General features: G+C 55.6%; 15 protein-coding genes. 13 read left to right on the top strand and 2 right to left on the bottom strand.

The window, feature by feature from the left end; translation table 11 throughout:
• Positions 1–2 precede the first annotated feature (2 nt).
• From tssK to ACMXYH_RS00270, 12 genes are all read left to right on the top strand, one after another.
• The gene (tssK, locus tag ACMXYH_RS00325) at positions 3–1,334 is read left to right on the top strand and encodes a type VI secretion system baseplate subunit TssK (RefSeq protein ID WP_046053871.1); all 1,332 of its coding nucleotides are present in this window, start codon (positions 3–5) and stop codon (positions 1,332–1,334) included.
• Positions 1,335–1,339: 5 nt separating this feature from the next.
• Positions 1,340–2,215: a type IVB secretion system protein IcmH/DotU gene (gene icmH / locus ACMXYH_RS00320; RefSeq protein ID WP_149631550.1), complete on the top strand. Its 876-nt coding sequence runs from the start codon at positions 1,340–1,342 to the stop codon at positions 2,213–2,215.
• Between the two features lie 13 nt (positions 2,216–2,228).
• On the top strand, positions 2,229–5,753 hold the full coding sequence (gene tssM / locus ACMXYH_RS00315) for a type VI secretion system membrane subunit TssM (protein WP_415765956.1): 3,525 nt from the start codon (positions 2,229–2,231) through the stop codon (positions 5,751–5,753).
• On the top strand, positions 5,753–6,481 hold the full coding sequence (locus tag ACMXYH_RS00310; RefSeq protein ID WP_403142859.1) for a PP2C family protein-serine/threonine phosphatase: 729 nt from the start codon (positions 5,753–5,755) through the stop codon (positions 6,479–6,481). Before tssM ends, ACMXYH_RS00310 begins: the two co-directional genes overlap by 1 nt.
• Positions 6,478–7,479 (top strand): serine/threonine-protein kinase, encoded by a 1,002-nt coding sequence (locus tag ACMXYH_RS00305; protein ID WP_415765955.1) that lies wholly within the window; start codon positions 6,478–6,480, stop codon positions 7,477–7,479. The genes ACMXYH_RS00310 and ACMXYH_RS00305 overlap by 4 nt, the downstream gene beginning before the upstream one ends.
• Before the next feature lie 28 nt (positions 7,480–7,507).
• Positions 7,508–9,943, top strand: a complete 2,436-nt coding sequence (gene tssI, locus ACMXYH_RS00300) for a type VI secretion system tip protein TssI/VgrG (RefSeq protein WP_415765954.1) — start codon at positions 7,508–7,510, stop codon at positions 9,941–9,943.
• Positions 9,944–10,078: 135 nt separating this feature from the next.
• Entirely contained in the window at positions 10,079–11,716 is a 1,638-nt protein-coding gene (locus ACMXYH_RS00295) for a peptidoglycan-binding domain-containing protein (protein ID WP_415765953.1), read from the top strand.
• Between the two features lies 1 nt (position 11,717).
• Positions 11,718–12,221 (top strand): hypothetical protein, encoded by a 504-nt coding sequence (locus ACMXYH_RS00290; RefSeq protein ID WP_415765952.1) that lies wholly within the window; start codon positions 11,718–11,720, stop codon positions 12,219–12,221.
• Between the two features lie 114 nt (positions 12,222–12,335).
• Positions 12,336–12,950, top strand: coding sequence for a hypothetical protein (locus ACMXYH_RS00285; protein ID WP_415765951.1), 615 nt, complete (start codon positions 12,336–12,338; stop codon positions 12,948–12,950).
• 96 nt (positions 12,951–13,046) lie between these two features.
• A complete protein-coding gene (locus ACMXYH_RS00280) occupies positions 13,047–13,778 on the top strand; it encodes a lysozyme inhibitor LprI family protein (RefSeq protein ID WP_415765950.1) in 732 nt (243 codons plus the stop codon).
• 111 nt (positions 13,779–13,889) lie between these two features.
• Positions 13,890–15,029 carry a lysozyme inhibitor LprI family protein gene (locus ACMXYH_RS00275; protein ID WP_415765949.1) on the top strand — a complete coding sequence of 380 codons (1,140 nt, stop codon included), beginning with the start codon at positions 13,890–13,892 and terminating at the stop codon, positions 15,027–15,029.
• A gap of 47 nt (positions 15,030–15,076) precedes the next feature.
• A complete protein-coding gene (locus tag ACMXYH_RS00270; RefSeq protein WP_415765948.1) occupies positions 15,077–16,444 on the top strand; it encodes a lysozyme inhibitor LprI family protein in 1,368 nt (455 codons plus the stop codon).
• A gap of 54 nt (positions 16,445–16,498) precedes the next feature.
• Here the strand turns inward: ACMXYH_RS00270 and ACMXYH_RS00265 are convergent, their stop codons facing one another.
• A complete protein-coding gene (locus ACMXYH_RS00265; protein WP_415765947.1) occupies positions 16,499–16,870 on the bottom strand; it encodes a DUF6124 family protein in 372 nt (123 codons plus the stop codon).
• Between the two features lie 578 nt (positions 16,871–17,448).
• On the opposite strand from ACMXYH_RS00265, the gene ACMXYH_RS00260 reads away from it, so the two are divergent.
• Positions 17,449–17,838, top strand: coding sequence for a helicase (locus tag ACMXYH_RS00260; protein WP_415765946.1), 390 nt, complete (start codon positions 17,449–17,451; stop codon positions 17,836–17,838).
• Between the two features lie 78 nt (positions 17,839–17,916).
• Here the strand turns inward: ACMXYH_RS00260 and ACMXYH_RS00255 are convergent, their stop codons facing one another.
• Positions 17,917–19,317, bottom strand: a complete 1,401-nt coding sequence (locus tag ACMXYH_RS00255; RefSeq protein ID WP_415765945.1) for an aminoacyl-tRNA deacylase and HDOD domain-containing protein — start codon at positions 19,315–19,317, stop codon at positions 17,917–17,919.
• Positions 19,318–19,348 lie beyond the last annotated feature (31 nt).

The following is a 19,348-nucleotide window of genomic DNA, read 5'->3' as shown; positions in this document are numbered from 1 at the left end:
TCATGAATTCCCATAAAGTGATTTGGCAGGAAGGCATGCTGCTGCGCCCGCAGCACTTCCAGCACAACGATCGCTACTACGACCACCAGATGAAGACCCGCACGCAGTTGCTGGGCAGCTACACCTGGGGCTTCCTGAACCTGGACATCGACTTGCAGTTCCTCAACATGGGCAAACTGGTGATCAGCCAGGCCTCGGGGATTCTGCCGGACGGCAGCCTGTTCGAGCTCGGCGGCAACACCGAGCCGCTGGCCCTCGACGTGCCGCCGAACACCGGTCATACGCCGATCTACCTGGCGCTGCCACTGGTCACCGGTAACCACATCGAGTCGCGTCGTCCGGAGCAATCCGACGTGCTGGCGCGCTATACCGCGTACGAAGCGGAAGTGGCCGACTCCAACGCCGGCGACGACTCCGCCAGCCAGGTCAGCTGTGGTCGCCCGGACTTCAAACTGTTGCTCGGCGAGCAGCAGAGCGACCAGGCCTACGTGAAACTGAAGATCTGCGAAGTGCTCGACACCACGCCCGACGGCGTGATCAGCCTCGACCCGGACTTCGTGCCGACCTACATCCAGGCGCATTCGTCCAGCTACCTGCTGTCGTGCCTGAAAGAAGTGATCAGCATGCTCGGCCACCGGGGCGACACCATCGCCGAGCGCATCCGCTCGAACGGCAAAGTCGGTGGCGCGGAAGTCGGCGACTTCATGATGCTGCAACTGATCAACCGCACCGAACTGCTGCTGCGCCACTACCTCGGCCTGGAGCAGGTTCACCCGGAAGAGTTGTACCGCACGCTGCTGACCATGCTCGGCGACTTGGCTACGTTTTCCAGCGACAGCAAACGCCCGCGTCTGGACAGCCGTTATCAGCACAGCGACCAGGGCGCGAGCTTCCGCAAACTGATGGAAGCGATTCGTCAGGTGCTGTCGATGGTGCTCGAACAGCACGCCATCGAACTGGTCCTGCAAGCGCGCCAGTACGGGATCATCGTCTCGCCGTTGCACGACCACAAACTGCTGGGCTCGGCCTCGTTCGTGCTCGCCGCCAGTGCCAACTGCGACTCCGAAGAACTGCGCCATCGCTTGCCGGCGCACCTCAAGGTCGGCCCGGTGGAGCGCATCCGCCAACTGGTCAACCTGCATCTGCCGGGCATCAAGGTCAAACCGTTGCCGGTGGCCCCGCGGCAGATCGCGTTCCACTCCAACAAAACCTATTTCATTCTCGAACTCAGTTCCGAAGACCTGGCACAACTTGAGCGCTCCGGCGGCTTCGCGTTCCACGTGTCCGGCGAATTTGCCGAGCTTGAACTGAAATTCTGGGCCATCAGGAACTGACTGACATGATCAAGGACATGGAACACAACCAGGACGATAAAACCGTCCTGCTCGACCGTCAGGGCCACGGCCCGGCGCAGAGTCCGCTGACCGATTTCGCCGCACCGCCGCGTTTTGAACAGCTCGAAGAACGGATGATCTACGCCGCGCGTTTGCGCCCGGCCGAAGCGTTCAACATCAGCCTCAATTCGCTGGTGGCCGCGGCCTCCGATCTGTTGTCGGAAGTGGTGCGACTCAAGCACAGCGACACCCGCGAAGACATGTACGCGCTCAATGAGCGACTGACCGCCGGGCTGAAACTGTTTGAAGTGCGTGCCCTGCACAACGGCGCCGAAAGCAGCCAGGTGATGGCTGCGCGTTACGTGCTCTGCACCGTGGTCGACGAAGCCGTCGTGACCACGCCGTGGGGCAACGAAAGCGAGTGGTCGCAGATGAGCCTGCTCAGCAGCTTCCACAACGAAACCTTCGGCGGCGAGAAGTTTTTCCAGCTGCTGGATCGCCTGTCGAAAAACCCGGTCAAGCACCTGCCGATGCTGGAGCTGATGTACCTGTGCCTGTCGCTGGGCTTCGAAGGCAAGTACCGCGTGCAAGCCCGCGGCATGCTCGAGCTCGAAGGCATCCGCGACGCCTTGTATCGCCAGATTCGCCAACTGCGCGGCGACGTGCCTCGGGAACTGTCGCCCCATTGGGAAGGCTTGAACGATCAGCGCCGCAGCCTGGTGCGCATCGTGCCGGCGTGGATGGTGGTGCTGTTCACCGTGGTGTGCCTGGTGGTGATGTATTCGGGCTTCGCCTGGGTATTGGGCGAGCAACGCGAAACCGTTCTGCAACCTTATCAGCAGCTAGATCCGGCCGCGGTTCAGCCGCAGTCGCAGCCGTAAACAGGGACGTGTGATGAAAAAGTTTTTCAAGAAAGTCGGCGCATTCTTGCGTCAGACCTGGGTCTGGACCTTGCTGCTGGTGCTGTTCGTCGCGCTGCTGGTGTGGTTCGTCGGGCCACTGCTGGCAGTCGATGACTACAAATTCTGGGAAGGTTCGACCTCCCGCCTGCTGACCATCAGTGTGCTGTTCCTGATCTGGGGCCTGACCATGGTCTTCGTCAGCTGGCGCGCTGGCGTACGCAAGAAAGCCATCGAAGACACCGAAGACGGCCAGGACCGTATCCGTCGTGAAGAGCTGATCGACGAAGAGCAGAAAGAGCTTCGCGTACGCTTCAAGGATGCGTTGAAAACCCTGAAGACCTCGAGCCTCTATCGCGGTCGCAGCGAGCGCTGGCGCAGCGATTTGCCCTGGTACTTGCTGATCGGTCCACAGGGCAGCGGCAAGACCAGTTTGCTGGACTTCTCGGGCCTTGAGTTTCCGATCAACAAACTCGACCGCAAACTGACCCGCGACACCCTCGGCACCCGTCATTGCGACTGGTACTTCGCCGACCACGGTGTGCTGATCGACACCGCCGGACGTTACCTGACCCAGCCGGATGCCGAAGTCGATGGCAGCGCCTGGAACACCTTGCTCGACCTGCTGCGCAAGCGTCGCCGCAACCGTCCGTTGAACGGCGTGCTGGTGACCATCCCGGTGGAAACACTGCTGGGCGGCAGCGAGCAAGAGCTCGACACCCTGGCCCGCCAGGTGCGTGCGCGTCTGCAAGACGTGCATCAAAAGCTGCACGTCGATGTGCCGGTTTATCTGGTGCTGAGCAAGGCTGACAAGCTGCTCGGTTTTGACGAGTTCTTCGATCAACTGACCCGTGAAGAAAGCGATCAGGTGCTAGGCACCAGCTTCCGTAAAGAGCAGAGCGGCACCGATGTGGCTGTGTTGCGCAGCGAGTTCGAAGAGCTGCTGCGTCGCCTGAACAGCCAAGTGATCATGCGCATGCACCAGGAGCGCGACACCCAGCGCCGTGGCCGCATCCTCGACTTCCCGCATCAACTGGGGCAGATCGGCGAGCGCTTGTGCCTGTTCGTCGACATGGCGTTCACCGGCAACCGCTACCAGCGTGTCAGCCAGTTGCGCGGTTTTTACCTGACCAGCGCACCGCACCTGACTCAAGAGATGGACCAGGCCACCGCCGGCATCGGCGCCAATCTGGGCATGAACGCTGGCGTGCTGCCGACCTTGCGCAGCGGCCGTTCGCGCTTCATTCACCACTTGCTCAGCCGGGTGATTTTCCCCGAGGCCGATCTGGCCGGTCTGGACAAGCGTGAACGCAGCCGCATCCATTGGGGCCAACGCGCCCTGTACGTAGGCGCATTGGCGGCGCTGGCACTGTTCGGCATGCTGTGGGCGGGCGGATTCTCGGCCAACTACGAGCGTCTGGAAAACCTGCGCAACCTGGCCCAAAACTGGACTCAACAGCGCTCGGCCCTGACCGCGCGTGATGATTCCATGGCGGTGCTCAAGACCCTCGACACCAGCTACGCGGCGACTCAGGTCTTCCCGAAAAAAGGTGACGTGTCGTACCACGAACGTGGCGGCCTGTACCAAGGCGAAGAGGTCAATCCGGTGGTCAAGGAGGCCTACGAGCGTGAGCTTGAAGCGCAACTGCTGCCGAAGGTTGCGACGCTGCTGGAAGGGCAGATCCGCGCCAACATGAAGGACCGCGAACGCCTGCTCAACAGCCTGCGTGCGTACCTGATGTTGAACATGAAAGACCGTCGCGACGGTCCGTGGCTCAAGGATTGGGTCGCTACCGAATGGTCCCAGCGTTACGCCGGCAACACCGCCGTGCAGAACGGTTTGAACACGCACTTCGAGCGTTTGCTGAAGCAGCCGTTTATCTACCCGTTGAACGATCAACTGGTAGCTCAGGCGCGTCAGGTCCTGCGCAGCGAATCGTTGGCCAACGTGGTTTACCGGATGCTGCGCGAGCAGGCTCGCAACCTCCCGGAATACCGTTTGAGCCAACACATCGGTCCGCAGGCTTCGCTGTTTGTCGGCACCGAGTACGTGATCCCGGGTTTCTACACCCAACAGGGTTATCAGCAGTACTTCTCGGTTCAGGGCTCTGCGCTGGTCACCGATATCCTGCGTGACAACTGGGTGCTGGGCGAAGGCTCGGGCATCAGCGGCATGGACTTGCGTCGCTTGATGGTCGAACTGGAGCAACTGTACTTCCGCGACTACGCCAACTTCTGGAGTGAAGCGGTCGGCCAGGTTGCCTTGCCACCGATCAACGACGCCGGTGAAGGCGCCGAGCAATTGGCTGGTCTGACGTCCGCCAACTCCCCGGTGCTGCAACTGCTGGTGGAAGTGCGTGAGAACACCCGGTTCCCGGTGATCGCCGACAGTGCTGATGAAGCTGCCGAGGCTGCTGACAAACTGGGCGAGAAGGGCGGCAAGCTCGGCAAACTCGCTGCTGCCGCTGCTGATAAAGCGTCGGACATGGCGAAGAACCTGCCGGACACCGCGAAGAAATCCCTGCAACGTCGCTTCGAACCGCTGCACCGTTTGCTGGATGACAACAACGGCCCGGCCGCTGATTTGACCCCGGCCCTGACGGCGCTCAACGACCTGCAACTGCAACTGGCGAGCCTCGCTCGTGCCAGTGCGCCGGAACAGGCTGCGTTCGAAATGGCCAAGACCCGCATGAGCGGCCAGCGTGATGCGCTGAGCAACTTGCGCAATGCCTCGAACCGTCTGCCGCGTCCGGTCAGCGTGTGGTTCAACGTACTGGCTGAAGACACCTGGCGTCTGGTGCTGAACGATTCCTACCAGTACCTGAACCAGCGTTATCAGAGCGAGCTGTACAGCTTCTATGGCAAGGCGATCAACAAGCGTTACCCGTTCAGCGCCCACAGCACCAGCGACGTTGCGATCAGCGACTTCCGCGAGTTCTTCAAGGCCCAGGGCATCAACGACCGCTTCTTCGAGACCTACATGCGTCCGTTCGTGAGTGGCGATCCAGGCAACTACCGTCTGCGCAGCATCGACGGTCACAGCATGCCGATCTCCAAGGTCTACCTCGACCAGATGGCCGCCGCCCAAGTGATTCGCCAGAGCTTCTTCTCGATCAATCCGGCCGAACCGCAAGTGCAGTTCAAACTGGAGCCGTACACCCTCGACCCGGCTGTCAGCCGTTCCGAGTTCAAGTTTGGCGACAAGACCATCGAATACCGTCACGGCCCGATCGTGCCGGTGTCGTTCAAATGGCCGACCGATGCTGAAGACGGTCGCACCAGCCTGGTCCTCGACAAAATGGCCGGCCGCCCGATCGGTATCGAAAAGAACACCGGCCCATGGTCGCTGTTCCGTCTGTTCGACCTGATGCAGACCGAGTACCTGAGCGGTCGTGATGTGTTGGTGCTCAAAGCTGATGTAGGCGGCCTGCGCGCCAACTACTTGCTGTCGAGCCAGCGCACACCGAACCCGTTCGACATGGGCGTGCTGCGTACCTTCCGTATGCCGGTGCAGCTCTGATGCTGGTTGCCAGTCCCTGGCGCAGCGCTGCGCGTACCGATCCGGGCAAGGTTCGGGCGCGCAACGAAGATGCTTTCCTGGACTGCCCACAGCAGGGGCTGTGGGTGGTCGCGGACGGCATGGGCGGTCATCAGGGTGGCGACATCGCCAGCCAGTTGATCGTCGCCAGCCTGGCGGAATTGCCGGTGCAGGATGATTTTGACGAACGACTCAAAGGCATTCGCCAGTGCCTGCACTGGCTCAACCGTCGCTTGGGTCAGGAGTTGACCGTCACCGCCGGGCGCCACGACAGCATCATGGGCAGCACCGTGGTGGCGCTGCTGGTGGAAGGTAATCGCGCGGCCTGCATCTGGGCCGGCGACAGCCGTTGCTATCTGTGGCGCGGCCAGCGTTTGTATCAGCTGTCCAAGGATCATTCGCTGCAACAGCAACTCATCGACGAGCAACACATGAGCATCGAGGACGCCCGTGCGCATCCTTCGGCCCATGCCCTGACCCGTGCGGTCGGGGCCGCCGATGTGCTGACTCTGGACGTGCTCGAACTCGAGGTTTACCCCGGCGATACGTTTCTGTTGTGCAGCGATGGTTTGTACCAGGGGCTGAGCACCGATGCCTTGGGCAACGCCCTGAGCCTGACCGCGCCGCACGTTGCGCTGGAGCGTCTGTTCGACGGCGCTCTGCGCGGCTCGGCGCGGGACAACCTGACTGCTGTGGTGATCCGACAATGACTCAACTCATGCCGCCGCTCGACGACCTGCCGGTGACCGACGAGGAAGCCAATAACCTGACTTACTTTGCGTTCGCCAAAGCGCATAAAGCAGAGCCCGCCCTGGCGCCGACAAGGGCCAGCATCGGTGAAATGCCGGACGTACTCGCGGGCCGTTACCGCATCGAGCGCCTGCTCGGTGCCGGCGGCATGGGCGCGGTTTACCGCGCACGGGATCTGCTGAGTGAGCAGTTCGGCGATCCCGACCCCTACATCGCGCTGAAAATCCTCAGCGAAGAATTTGCCGAATCGCCGGACGCCAGCGCCCTGCTCTACAGCGAGTTCGCCCTGACCCGACGACTGCGCCACGACAACGTGCTGCGTTTGCACAGCTTTGAAGTGGACACCGATTGCCAGCGCGCCTTCATCACCATGGAACTCATGCGTGGGCTGACCCTGGACAAATTACTCTGCGAGCGTCCGCTGGGCCTGCCGTGGAAAGAACTGCGCGACATCGCGCTGCCGCTGCTCGACGCGCTGGCCTTCGCCCACGCTCGCGGCGTGCTGCACGGTGACATGAAGCCGAGCAACGTGATGCTCAGCGAAGAAGGCGTGCGCCTGTTCGACTTCGGTCTGGGCCAGGCCGAGGAGGGCATCTTGCCCGGCCTGCCACACCTGAGCCGCAACCGCTTCAACGCCTGGACCCCCGGCTACGCCGCCCCCGAACTGCTCGAAGGCCAACCGCTGACTGCCAGTGCGGATGTCTATGGCGTGGCCTGCGTGTTGTACGAATTGGCGGGCGGCAAACACCCGTTCCGCCGCCTGCCCTCGACCGAGGCCCGCGACGGCCACCTCGAACGCGAGCTGCACGCCCCCAGGAATTTACCGAAACACTGCTGGCCAGCCCTGCGAACGGCGCTGGCTTTCGATGCGGCCAAGCGCACCATCACCGCCGCACAACTGCGTGACGCCATGGGCGCCACTTCGTCTTTGCTGCAACGCCTGCGACTTCGGGCGTAACGGATGACTACCGAACAGGGAGCAAGCAATGTTCAACCCAGCTAACGAAACCCACTTCAGCCTGACCGTCGAAGACTATGTAGGCGACCTGCAAGTGCTGTCGTTCACCGGCACCGAAGGCATCAGCCAGCCGTATCGCTTCGACCTGGAGCTGGTCAGCGAAAACCCCGATCTGGACCTGGAAAAGCTCCTGCACATGCAGGCTTTTTTGGCGTTCGATCCGCAGGGTAGTGGCATCCACGGCCAGATCTACCGCGTCGCCCAAGGTGACGCTGGCAAACGCCTGACCCGCTACAAAATCTCCCTGGTGCCGCAACTGCAATACCTGCACCACCGCACCAATCAGCGCATCTACCAGCAGATGTCCGCACCGAAAATCATCGCGCTGATCCTCGACGAGCACGGCATCAAGGGCAACGCCTACAACTTCCAGCTCAGCCAGCCCTGCCCGGACCGCGACTACTGCGTGCAGTACGACGAAACCGACCTGCATTTCGTCCAGCGCCTGTGCGAAGAAGAAGGCATTCACTACCACTTCCAGCACAGCGCCAAAGGTCATCTTTTGGTATTCGGCGATGACCAGACAGTGTTCCCGAAACTCGGCCAGCCCACGGCGTATGTGCAAGGCAGCGGTATGGTCGCCGACGAGCCGGTAATCAAAGGCTTCAAGTTGCGCCTGGAAACCCGCACCGGTCGCGTCACCCGCCGCGACTACGACTTCGAAAAACCACGCCTGCAACTTGAAGCCGCCTACAAACCCGAGGCGCAAAGCGACGCGCCGGACCTCGAAGACTACGATTACCCCGGCCGCTTCATCGACCGTGCGCGCGGTAAATTCCTCAGCCAACGCGCCCTGGAACGCCACCGCGCCGACTACCGCCAGGCCGAAGGCTTTGGTGACCAAACCCGCCTGATCAGCGGCCACTTCCTGGAACTCTCCGACCACCCACGCCAAGAGTGGAACGACCTCTGGCTACTGACCGAAATCTTCCACGAAGGCAAACAGCCGCAAGTCCTCGAAGAGTCGGTCACCAGCGACACCACCGACCACAAGGATGACTTCCACCAGGGCTACCGCAACCGCTTCCTCGCCACCCCGTGGGACGTGTTCTACCGCCCGGCGCTGGAACACCCGAAACCGCGTGTGCTCGGCAGCCAGACCGCCATGGTCACCGGCCCCAAAGGTGAAGAGATTCACTGCGACCAGTACGGCCGCATCAAGGTGCAATTCCACTGGGATCGCGAAGGTTTGGCTGATGACAAAACCAGCTGCTGGATGCGCGTCTCCTCCAGCTGGGCCGGCGACCGCTACGGCGCCATTGCTATCCCGCGCATTGGCATGGAAGTGCTGGTGACCTTCCTTGAAGGGGATCCTGATCAGCCGCTGGTGACCGGTTGCCTGTACCACAAGGAAAACCTCGTTCCCTACGATCTGCCGGCGAACAAGACTCGCAGCGTGTTCAAAACCCTCAGTTCACCGGGTGGCGGCGGGTTTAATGAGCTGCGGATTGAGGACAAGAAAGGGGCGGAACAGATATTCATCCATGCCCAGCGGGATTGGGATGAAAACATTGAGCATGATCAGGAGATTCGCGTGGGTAACGAACGCCACGACACGGTAGAGAAGAACACCTACACCGAACTGAAGGCTGAAGAGCATCGGACCACGATAGCTGATCGCAAGACTGAAGCGCGGCTGGATGACCACCTGACGATTGGGCAGAACCAGCATGTGAAGCTGGGGACTGCGCAGCTGACTAGCGTTGGGAAAGAGATTCATCTTAAGGCTGGGGCGAAGATTGTTATTGAGGCTGGGATGGAGCTGACAGTAAAAGCAGGTGGCAGCTTCATCAAGCTCGATGCTGGCGGGATTACCGTGGTTGGGCCGGTGATCAAAATCAACGCTGGCGGTTCGGCTGGATCGGGGACCGGTATCGGGATTAAACCGCCGGTGCTGCCGGGGGCTGCGGATAAGGATAAGGTGGGGAGTTTGATGGATCAGGCGTTGGGGAATGCGGTGCCACCTCCTCCGCCAGAATCCGAGAAAAAGAGCTTCCGAATTCAGATGAAACGTCCATATGACAAAAAAGGCATCGCAGGACAGCCCTATGTGTTGGAAGTGGACGGCGTAGCTTATAAAGGCACGACTTCTGGTGATGGGTTTGTAGATCAGCCAGTGCCGCCCGATGCGAAAAAAGGAAAACTTACGTTTTATCCGTTTGGCACAGAATCGCAGCCATGGGTATGGGAGCTGGATTTAAAAGCGCAGCCGGAAGCCTCGGATGTCAAAGGGCTTCAATCGCGCCTTAAAAACCTCGGCTTCTATGATGGGAAAATCGATGGTGAAAATGGACCAAAAACTAAGTACGCCACTCGTTGCTTCCACCGTTCATGTGAGTTGTCAGACAAAGATTATCTTTCTTCCAGTGATGTTAAACGTCTCGAAGAACAGCATATTGCATAAGGGAGTAGGCAATGATTTACGGGAATTTTGATCTCCGTCGCAAAGATCACGACGGTAAACCCGCGCAGAATACACCTCCGTGTTGGGGGGGGGATCAACAATCCCCCGGTTACCGTCGCCAACGCGGAAACAGCTGTGGCAACTTCCGGAACCAGCGCGGCTTTGGCTGTGCCAGAACACGTGAGAAAGCTTCAAGAGGACCTGATTAGCTTAGGGTTTTCTGTTCTCGGAAAACCCACAGGGGATTTTGGATCTAGAACCGAATGGGCCGTCCGGGAATTTCAGATATATGCCTCAATGACACAAGTTGCGTGTGTGAGAGATGACAAAAAAGGCCAGCTCCTGTTGGATCAGGCCGGGTCTCCTGTGCGAGTAAATAACTTGGACGTCTACTATGATGGCTCGGCAGGTACTGTCGCTAAGGCCGGAAAGACTCCGGCCGTTAGCGGAACTACTGTGGGGCCTGTAAGTTATTATGTTGATAGTCTTAAGTCAGTAGCGAATGCTGCAAAATATACTGGTCCGATAAGTGGTGTGGTAAATGAGAAAACCAGAGCCGCGATAGAACATTGGTTGGACAATGACTATAGATGCCCTGTTGTTTTTGAGGCCTGGAAGATAACTGCGGGGGCTAGGGTTGATTTGGCTCCTAAAGGTTGCAATATATGGGCTCACGATAGCTTTGTCGAAGGACCGCCCAGAGTTGTAGTTAGGGACTTCAGTAGTTACTTTTCTTTCCCTAATGGTCGCGCTCAAACGGAATACCACGCAGTGGGTTACTATCAGAGCGGTACCTATGGTGGGCCAAATGCGGGAAAAACGCATAGTTGGTCATCTCAGACTGAAATGACGGTAGAAAATATAACTGGCTCACCTTTTAATCAGGCGCAAGTTAATAGCCCGACCCTGTCGACTTATCGAACGATAAGGGTGGTTGCGGAGGCAGAATGTTTTGGTCGTTTTGACGTACTAAATGCTTGGGATAATGCTCTCATTTCTGGCGGCCCCTGCCATTGGACCATGGGTAATTTTGGAGCAAACGCTTACGGAAAGGGTGAGTTTGTTGGCTTTATGGCATTTCTAAAAAATCATAATCCAGAAATCTTCAAAAAAGTATTTGGTGATTTTGGTTTATATCCAGCTAAAGAATGGAGTAACCCTAGCCTGTATGACTCGAATACTATGACCTACGCCGGCTGGGTAAAGCTTACTAATGATTCTTATGCGATTTCCCAATCGACTCATGCTGACAGTGAATTTACGGGTTTAGGTGACTCCCAGGATGAGGCTCACTATTTAAAGACATGGCATTGGTTTTATCGCTTGAGTATGGCTGCTCGCACTATTCCTGGATATAGGGCTGCAATGTGGTCCATGGCCAAGCTTCGACTCAAGGAAATATTGACTGACCCCATTGGCTTCCAAGTTGGTGGGGCAACGGTTAACAGTACTATAGGAAATATCTACACTTCCGAAAAGGCAGTAGCCATACTTCTGCGCTGGCATGTTTGGCGTCCTTCTCATGTTGTTGGTGATCCCCCAAATAACAGGCTTCGCGCTGTCCTTCAAAGTACAATAAACGGTTCCACAGGGATAAATTGGCAGCTGCCGATTGCTAGCTGGGGAGCCGCGCACGAATCGGCATTAACGGCAAAATTGTTTACGGCTTTAGAGGCGCTGAACAATACGATTACTGGAGCCATAATTTTTGGTGCCAGTGAAGCTCAAGGCTCGGTTAGAACTGGTCGAAATACGTTTGTCTTGGAGAATTAATATGAAGTATTTTTTCGTGTTTGCTTTCTTTGCTACTGCTGTTCACGCTGCCCCTGTAGATGTCTGTTATCCCACGGAAGGGCCTAAGCATTTTTTGTCCCAATGGACCGAGAATTCACGCACAACCGATATGCTTTCACGGGTTGAGGGGGAGAAGTTTTCAATTGAGGAAGGGAAAATCGTCTATAACGAAGACTTCAATGGTGATGGAGTGAAGGACTTTATTTTTCTTTCATATTCTAGTGCAGGTTCTAGTGGTGATTTTACTTACGGATTTTTGGTTCAGTGTCAAGGTTTTTTGAGGAATGTGGGAGGTGACTACTTTGCAGATGTAAAGGTTCTAGATAGCCATCCAGAGAATATTCCATATAAAGACATTCAAATCTATTCTTATAATAGAGATAAGCAAGATCAAATTATGCACAGAGATGGAAAGCCGCTGACTACTCCCCATCTTTGGCGCTTCAATCCAGAAACGAAGCTGTATGAAGGCGAGTCAAGATAAGTGAGGTTAAAGGGAAGTAAAAAGGTGACGGATTTATTTATGAAGTAGGTTTGGCTTTAGATAAATAAATCTGTCCCCATTGTCGGTCCCATTGTTTGGCAGAGGCGTACCCGAATGCTTCGACTGATAGTACTATCGCTTTTTATCTACAGCGGTGCGGCGTGGTCTAACCCCGTAGAACATAAGCTATTATGCAAGGATGCTGACCAAGATTCCGATTCAGCAGTTGGTTTGGTTCTCTCTTTCGAAGGGGCGACTTTTTCCCTTAAAAATCCTGATCGCGGGTGTCGGTCTGATTATGTCTATAGAGAGGCGTCAGATGAACCTAGCAATTCCGTCATTTTTTCTTATCCAACCAGTGATGATATGGGGCTTAATGCTCAAATCATGATTTTTTCTGCTTCAGCTAAAGACGGTGAAGCTAACTATATTGGATCTATTCCTGCTAGCGCCTCTGAGTTGCAGGGCGGGAGCTACAAAGATATTCAGCAATCTGGTGGCTCAATATACGAAAGTATTTATCGTGTTGATGGTGTTAAAGTTTTGACTTTGACGCCAAGCAAGGAATTGATCATTTCCAATGAGCAATGTGTCTATAAAGAAAGAAGCAGTAGTGTTTGTCAGAAAATGCGGGGTAGCTTTAAACACCCTGTGTGTGTTTTTAACTACGGTGAGCGTAAAGTTCTTGCCGATGCGAATGAATGTGTGGATATGAGCGAGAACCTTTAAAGTAGCAGAAAAAGGGGGCGGATTTATTTGTAAAGTAGGTTTGGCTTTCGATAAATAAATATGTCCCCAGTTTTAAATTAAATGGAATTAATACCAATGGTCAAAAATATAATTTTCTTGGCATGCTCAGCATTTTTTGTATCTGGCGTTGCTACCGTTCAAGCAGAACCGTTCTATTCCGCGAAGATATTACAAGCCGACTATTCTGCGGCCCCTAACTTGAGATTGATAATTAGAATTCAAGATGTAGAAACGGGAAGTAATGAGCCGAGCGGCTCTACTCGAGCGGACTGTATGCGTGCTAGCAAGTCAGCTGCTCAGCCTGGGCCAAACCCTTGCTTTTCTTTCGAACTGGATGAGGGAAATGGAAATGTCAGTGTTTTAAAGCAGACTCTGCTAAATGATCCGCAGCGGGGAAGCGACCCAATTTATATTGAGTTGCTTTACAAGTCGGAGCAGACAAAAAATCAATATGGGTGGTTTGATAATAAAACGGTCAAGCTAAGAGTTGATGACAATAATGGATTGAATAATTGGGATGCGGATCTACCTCAGAGTTTACCTCAAGTCAAAATAGCGCAAGAGAGCGATATTTATCAGTTGGTTTTGGCTGATGCGGATGCGCTGCTTAATTCGGCTTACCATGATAAGGCAAATCGTTTAAGTGACGAAAAAAGAACCGCGTTTCGTGAGGTTCAACGAGCTTGGATGAAGCTTCGGGACCTCGAGTGCGTAAAGTCTATATATGGTGAGCAATCTGCTAGTTGCTTGATTCGTCTGACCCTTGATCGTGCCAGGCAAATCGCGGTTGCTCCGCCATCAAAGTAGCTGAAGTAAACTTATGAGCAAAGGGGGGCGGATTAATTTGTTGCGCTCCACGACTTTGATCTTGGTGGGGAGCTTAAATAGATCTGTCCCGTTGGTTGAAAAATTTATTTGATGGCTGATTCAATGAAAAATATATATTCGCTCCCTAAGTTTTTGTTATTGGCTCTGTCGCTGTTTAGCTCAATCGCACATTCAGCGAGTTTCGACTGCGGCAAAGCTTCAACGGAAGTAGAACGAAAAATTTGTAGCTCTCCTTCTTTGTCCGTAATGGATGAAAAGCTGAGTGAGGTCTTCAAACCGTTAAAGAATCGCCGGGCTTTTCAAGTTATTGAAAGTGATTGGCTTGAATCAGAGCGTAACTCTTGTGAGTCAATGGAATGTTTAGAAGATGCTTATGTTCAGCAGATTCGCTTCCTGACTCCGATTTCAGTGACGCCTAGGCCGACTCAAAAAGACATTAAATTGATGTCGGGCGATAAAGCGTATACGCAGTTTGATCGTTCATGGAAGGTGGTTGATTTAGCATGGCTTCCCAATGAAAAAGGCGTTCTTGAGCGTTTTATAATTTCCGCTGAAACAATCTCAGACATGCTGCATGTCATCGTATTTGAAGGGCATTTTGATGCATCAATGATTGCGTACCGGGGGAATTTGTATGAGTACGTTGATCGCAACGACAGGCCAATAGTACACGCGATTGCAAAAGATATTGGCTTTGACGGTGCGCTGAGATTGGGTGCGAACGACGAAGGAAAGAGGTTTTCGGGAATTTTAGATGGATCTTTTTACTATCGACAGCAGATCTCGAAAAACCAGTTGCGAGGGATGGTGTATAAACTCGGTTCCAAGCTGCCGCCGGCGGAGAGTAGTTTGTTATTTCAACAGTGGCCAAATACTGATGAAAATGCTGTTAGTGGTTTGACTTTCGGTTGGGGTGGTGAATATGGAAAACTGCAGGCGTATTATTCACACACTTCTGGATATGAAACGGTTGCTCCAGTTGGTCAGCCGGAGGTCGGTTGGAATATTTATAATCCGATTTGGAGCAAGTCACGGCCGGTATTTTATTTCAAGAATGGTGATGAAACTATCTGGCGTGCCAATGTTGCCGATAAGACTCTGACAAAAATTGCGGCAGCCAGTGATAAAAATATTGTCCAGAATCCTACACCTATCGATATTAACGGTCGCGAAGCAGTCGTTTATCTAGATGGGTATACGCTGGAAATGGCTATCGCGCCGGATGAGTAGTGACAGTTTAAAAGAATGTCTTCTAAAGTTTGTTGCTGAGTTTTTTCATGAATAAGTATTTTGTTCTAGTGCTATTTGGCGTGCTGGTTTGTGGTTTGCCTCCTTTAGGGGCTGATGCATTTGCTCAAGATGCATGTGTTGATATCGCTACGAACTCCCAGGGTGAAAGATGTTCTGTGAGTGCCAAGGCTGCTGCGGATGCGCAGTTGAATACCAGTTACCAAGAATTGATGGTGCGGCTTGAAGGCGGCTATCAGACCGACCCGGTTCTAGCTGCGGAACACAAGGCAAAGGTTCAAGAGGCTCAGCGCGCCTGGATCAAACTGCGTGATGCCGATTGTCAGATTGATGCGTTGGAGGTAGAGCCGGGCTCGTCGACACATGTGACCGCCGTGAACAATTGCATCGCCGCCATGAGCCATGAACGGTCAGTTTTTCTGGACAATATCGCGTCCGATAGCGGGAGTGGTTCGGCAATTGGGCGCGGCTCGTGTCCTTCGCAAGAGTTCGCCCAGTTTCTGCCCGCATTTTCCGTTAACGCCGAATCGCAAAAGCGGCTAACGGCGCAGGCTGTGAAGCTATTGGTGTTAAAGGGAACGTCCGATATAGGGCGGATTGTGCCTTACGTCACTGCCGAGGTAGGGCGCGACATTGCGTTTCCCTTAATGGTCGCGATGCCTGATGGGAAAGTGGAAGGGGTAGAAGTCGAGAAGGTGGATGACCGCCACGTTAACGTTGTGGATAAACGTGCCGGCAACAGCAATATCAAGATCTTCAACTTTTCGCGAAAGGCCTGCTGGACGCTTATTGGGGTTGAGGACTGGTCGATTCCTGAAAAAGAGCTTTCTGTAGCAAGTACGCGGTCGATGAGTCGTGCGGAGAATTTCTGCTCACAGCGCGCACTGGGATTTGTTGGCTTGGGTGGTCTTGAGCAATACCGGCTGACGGGCGAGCTTTTTGAGGCAGCCTTGGAAAATTACCTGTGCGCTGCCGCTTCAGGCGATCCTGAGTCGAGTTTGGCTGCAGCTGGGCTGAGTCTGTCGGGTATGGCGCCGCAGTTGGAATACGGCAAAGTCGAGGCTCTGTTCAAAGCGGCGGCCGTTAATTCACCGAGCGGGGCTGAGTCCCTGGCAGGCTTCTATTGTTTTGGCAATGAAACGGCTGGGGAAGGGCCATGTCAGCGACCAATTGACGTTGAAAAAGAGCTGATTCGTGCTGCTTCCATGGGGTCAACGAATGCGTTCGTTTCGTTGGGCTCTTATTGGGAAAGTGGCGATCTCGGTAAAAAGGATATTCCCCGAGCCTTGGCCTGTTATCAGCTTGCTGCCAACAAACGTTACGAGTCGGGTCTCAATGCTGTTAAACGACTTCAGTCGGAAGTAACTGAACCGATAGCGGCCAGCAACTGCTATTAGTACGACCAAGTGATGAAGGGCGCGCAAAGCGCCCTTCATCTGCTTTGGGGGTTACTAACCCTGCGTTCGATACTCCCGCAACTCAATGTGATCCTGCGTCCCTTCCACCATCAACCGCACGCCATCCGCCATTCTGCTCAGGGCTAATGCGACCGAGCGGCGTGAGTCGTCTAGGTCGTCTGCCAGGTTTGCGGCGATGGCGCTGATGGACAAGAGGTCTTCCGAGGCGTTGGCCATGAGGGCTTCGGCGTCGGTGCCGGGGGAGAGGGTGAAGAGGCCGCCACGGCGTTTGGGGCGGGGTTCGACGGCTGGTTTGAAATGGTGGTCGAGGGCGCGTTCAGCAGCTTCGTGGAGTTTTTTGGAATCGAAGGATTCGTAGGGGGATGTGTCTTCGTGTTCTGGAGGATTGGGTGTTGGCTTGATCATAGATGTATCTCCTGGAATTAAGAGACTGACACCGTTTCGCTTTGCACTTCGAAAGAGGTGGCAGCTGTGCGTTGGTGTGCAAGACCGATCCAGGAACCGGCAGACCCGAAGGTCTCCGACGCACAGCCGCCATAACGATCCGCGAGCATAGGAAAACGCTCGACGAATAGCCATAAGCAATTGCGCACCTGGATTAGGACTTGCACGTCCGTGTCACCGATTTTGCGGCGACCACCAGAGACTATCGGTGATACCGAAGACTGCCTAGTTCACGGACAGCCCTGCGTGTTGAAGGAAATGTCCGAGAGGTTTGAGGGGATCAAGATCAAAAGATCGCAGCCTTCGGCAGCTCCTACAGGATTGTGTTTCTTCAGGTGTAGGGAAGGTGTCGAGTGGTGACGCAGAGCGTCACGGGATGCATTCCTTTGCTGCGCATGGGAACGATCAGGTTGGCGTGACTTGGTAGTCATTGGCGTCAAAAAGACCGGCATCTTCTTCTAACGCAACCAGACAGTGGCGTTCTAGCTCGAAGCCGCTACACTGCGCCGGCCGTTCATTTTCCTTTTGAGGCTGTACGCATGAAATTTCGTTTTCTTCTGTGGATGCTGGGTTTGTTGATGGGTAAGGCCAGTCGGACTAATCCTGCATTTCAACAGCAGTTGGGTGACAAGGAATTGGTGTTTCAGCTGCAGACCCTGGACGGGAAAGTGGCGCGGCATTTCTTTGTGAAGGATCAGCGCATTACCAGCAAGTCGGGCGTGTATGCCGAGCCTGCGTTTGCGATTGCCTTCAAAGATGCGGCGTATGGCTTTGCCACGATGCAGGCGAAGAACAAGCAGTTGGCGTTTATGACGGGGATTCAGGACAAGTCGATTCAGATCAAGGGCAACCCGACGCTGGTGATCTGGTTTCAGGGGTTGACCAAGTATTTGAAGCCGAGGAAGGCGAAGGCTAAAGCCAAGGCTTGAGGTCCGCCAGTTAGACCGAGTTGGATTCTTCGCGAGCAAGCCCGCTCCCACATTTGACCGAGTGTGGGAGCGGGGTTTTTATGCCTGGCCGAATTGCGAAGCCAGTTCGCGCAGCAGCACTTCAGCCTCAAGCACTTTGCTGACGACGTCGTTGGCTTTGTCGCGAGTCAGGCCAACACGCTCCAACAACGCATCCGGGATGTCTTCATCCGGCCCGGAGCCAATCCCACGACTGCGCAGCAAGCGCACAGCCAGGCACACGAGGTTTGGGTACTCGGCGTAATCGCCGTCGTAGCCCGGGTCGTGCTGGAAGCGCAGCGCGGTGGCCAGTTCTTCGGGCATGTCCCAGTAGCGCATCAGCCATGAGCCGATCTGTTCGCGGCTGATGCCGAGCAAGTGTTGCTCGACGTAGCTGTGGCACAGGTGCGGGTTGACCTCCAGGTGGCGGCAGATCAGCGAGAAGTGTGGCGGGAAGACGTGGGCCAGCAGCAAGTAGCCGAAGTTGTGCAGCAGGCCGGCGAGGTAGGTCAGGCCGGCTTCCGGGCGCTGGGCGCGGGGCATGGCGCGGGTCAGGCCTTCGATGACGGCGGCGGTGTAGATCGATTGCTGCCAGTACGGCGTGGTGTGTTGCGGATGGTCCTTGGGCAGGCTCAGAGTTTTGCCCAGGGCCAGGCCCAGCGCCAGGTTGATCACCAGGTCGAAACCCAGCACCCGCACGATGGCGTCTTCCACTGAACGAATCTTGCCCGGTGACGCGTAGTACGGCGACGCCGCCCAGCTCACGACTTGTGCGGCCAGGGCCGGGTCGGTTTCGACGACGCCGGTGATGTCGTCGATGGTGGCGTTGGGGTCGACGCGCAGTTTGATGATTTTCTGCGCGGTCTCGGCCAGCGGCGGAATTTCGATGGTCTCTTCCAGACGCTGCTGGATGCGCCGCGCGGTGAACGCTTGAACGGCCTGGGTGATTTCCTCGCGGTCATCGTGAGGGCGGTCGAGGTTTGGGCGAATGCTGGTCAGCGCTTCGCCGAAGTTGGCGGCGCTGGCCTTGGTCAGCATGGTCTTGAAGTCTTCACTGGTGACTTCCAGCAGCACGCCGGGCTCGCCCGAGTTGATCAGCAACTTCGGCTCGCGCAGCAGGCTCTCTTCATACAGGCACGGTGAACTGGTGAGCGCCGGCATACCGGGCAGCAGGCTCAGGTTGTGTTTACCGAGCATTTTTACCAGCCGTTCAGTCGACACGGCGGTGAGGCGGCGGCCCGTCAGTTCGGCGAGGCTATTGAGGTCCAGCAATTGGCTCTGCGGGAACAGCACCATGAGCGTGCCCACGGCGTCATCAAGCAGAACAGCCTGCACTTTGCGTGCGGCGTTCAGGCCGTGATGGTCGAGGACTTCTTCGTAGGCGATACCCAGTTTGCCCAGCATCAGCCGAATAACCGACGGAGCGTGCGGGGTGGCGGGTGCGAGGGCAACTTCGGTCATGGTCTGTATCCGTTTTAAAACAGTGGCAGGA

Source organism: Pseudomonas frigoris, assembly GCF_047758635.1.
GTDB lineage: Bacteria > Pseudomonadota > Gammaproteobacteria > Pseudomonadales > Pseudomonadaceae > Aquipseudomonas > Aquipseudomonas frigoris.
The sequence above is the reverse complement of the archived record's forward strand: the minus strand, read 5'-3'. Positions and strand labels throughout refer to the sequence as shown.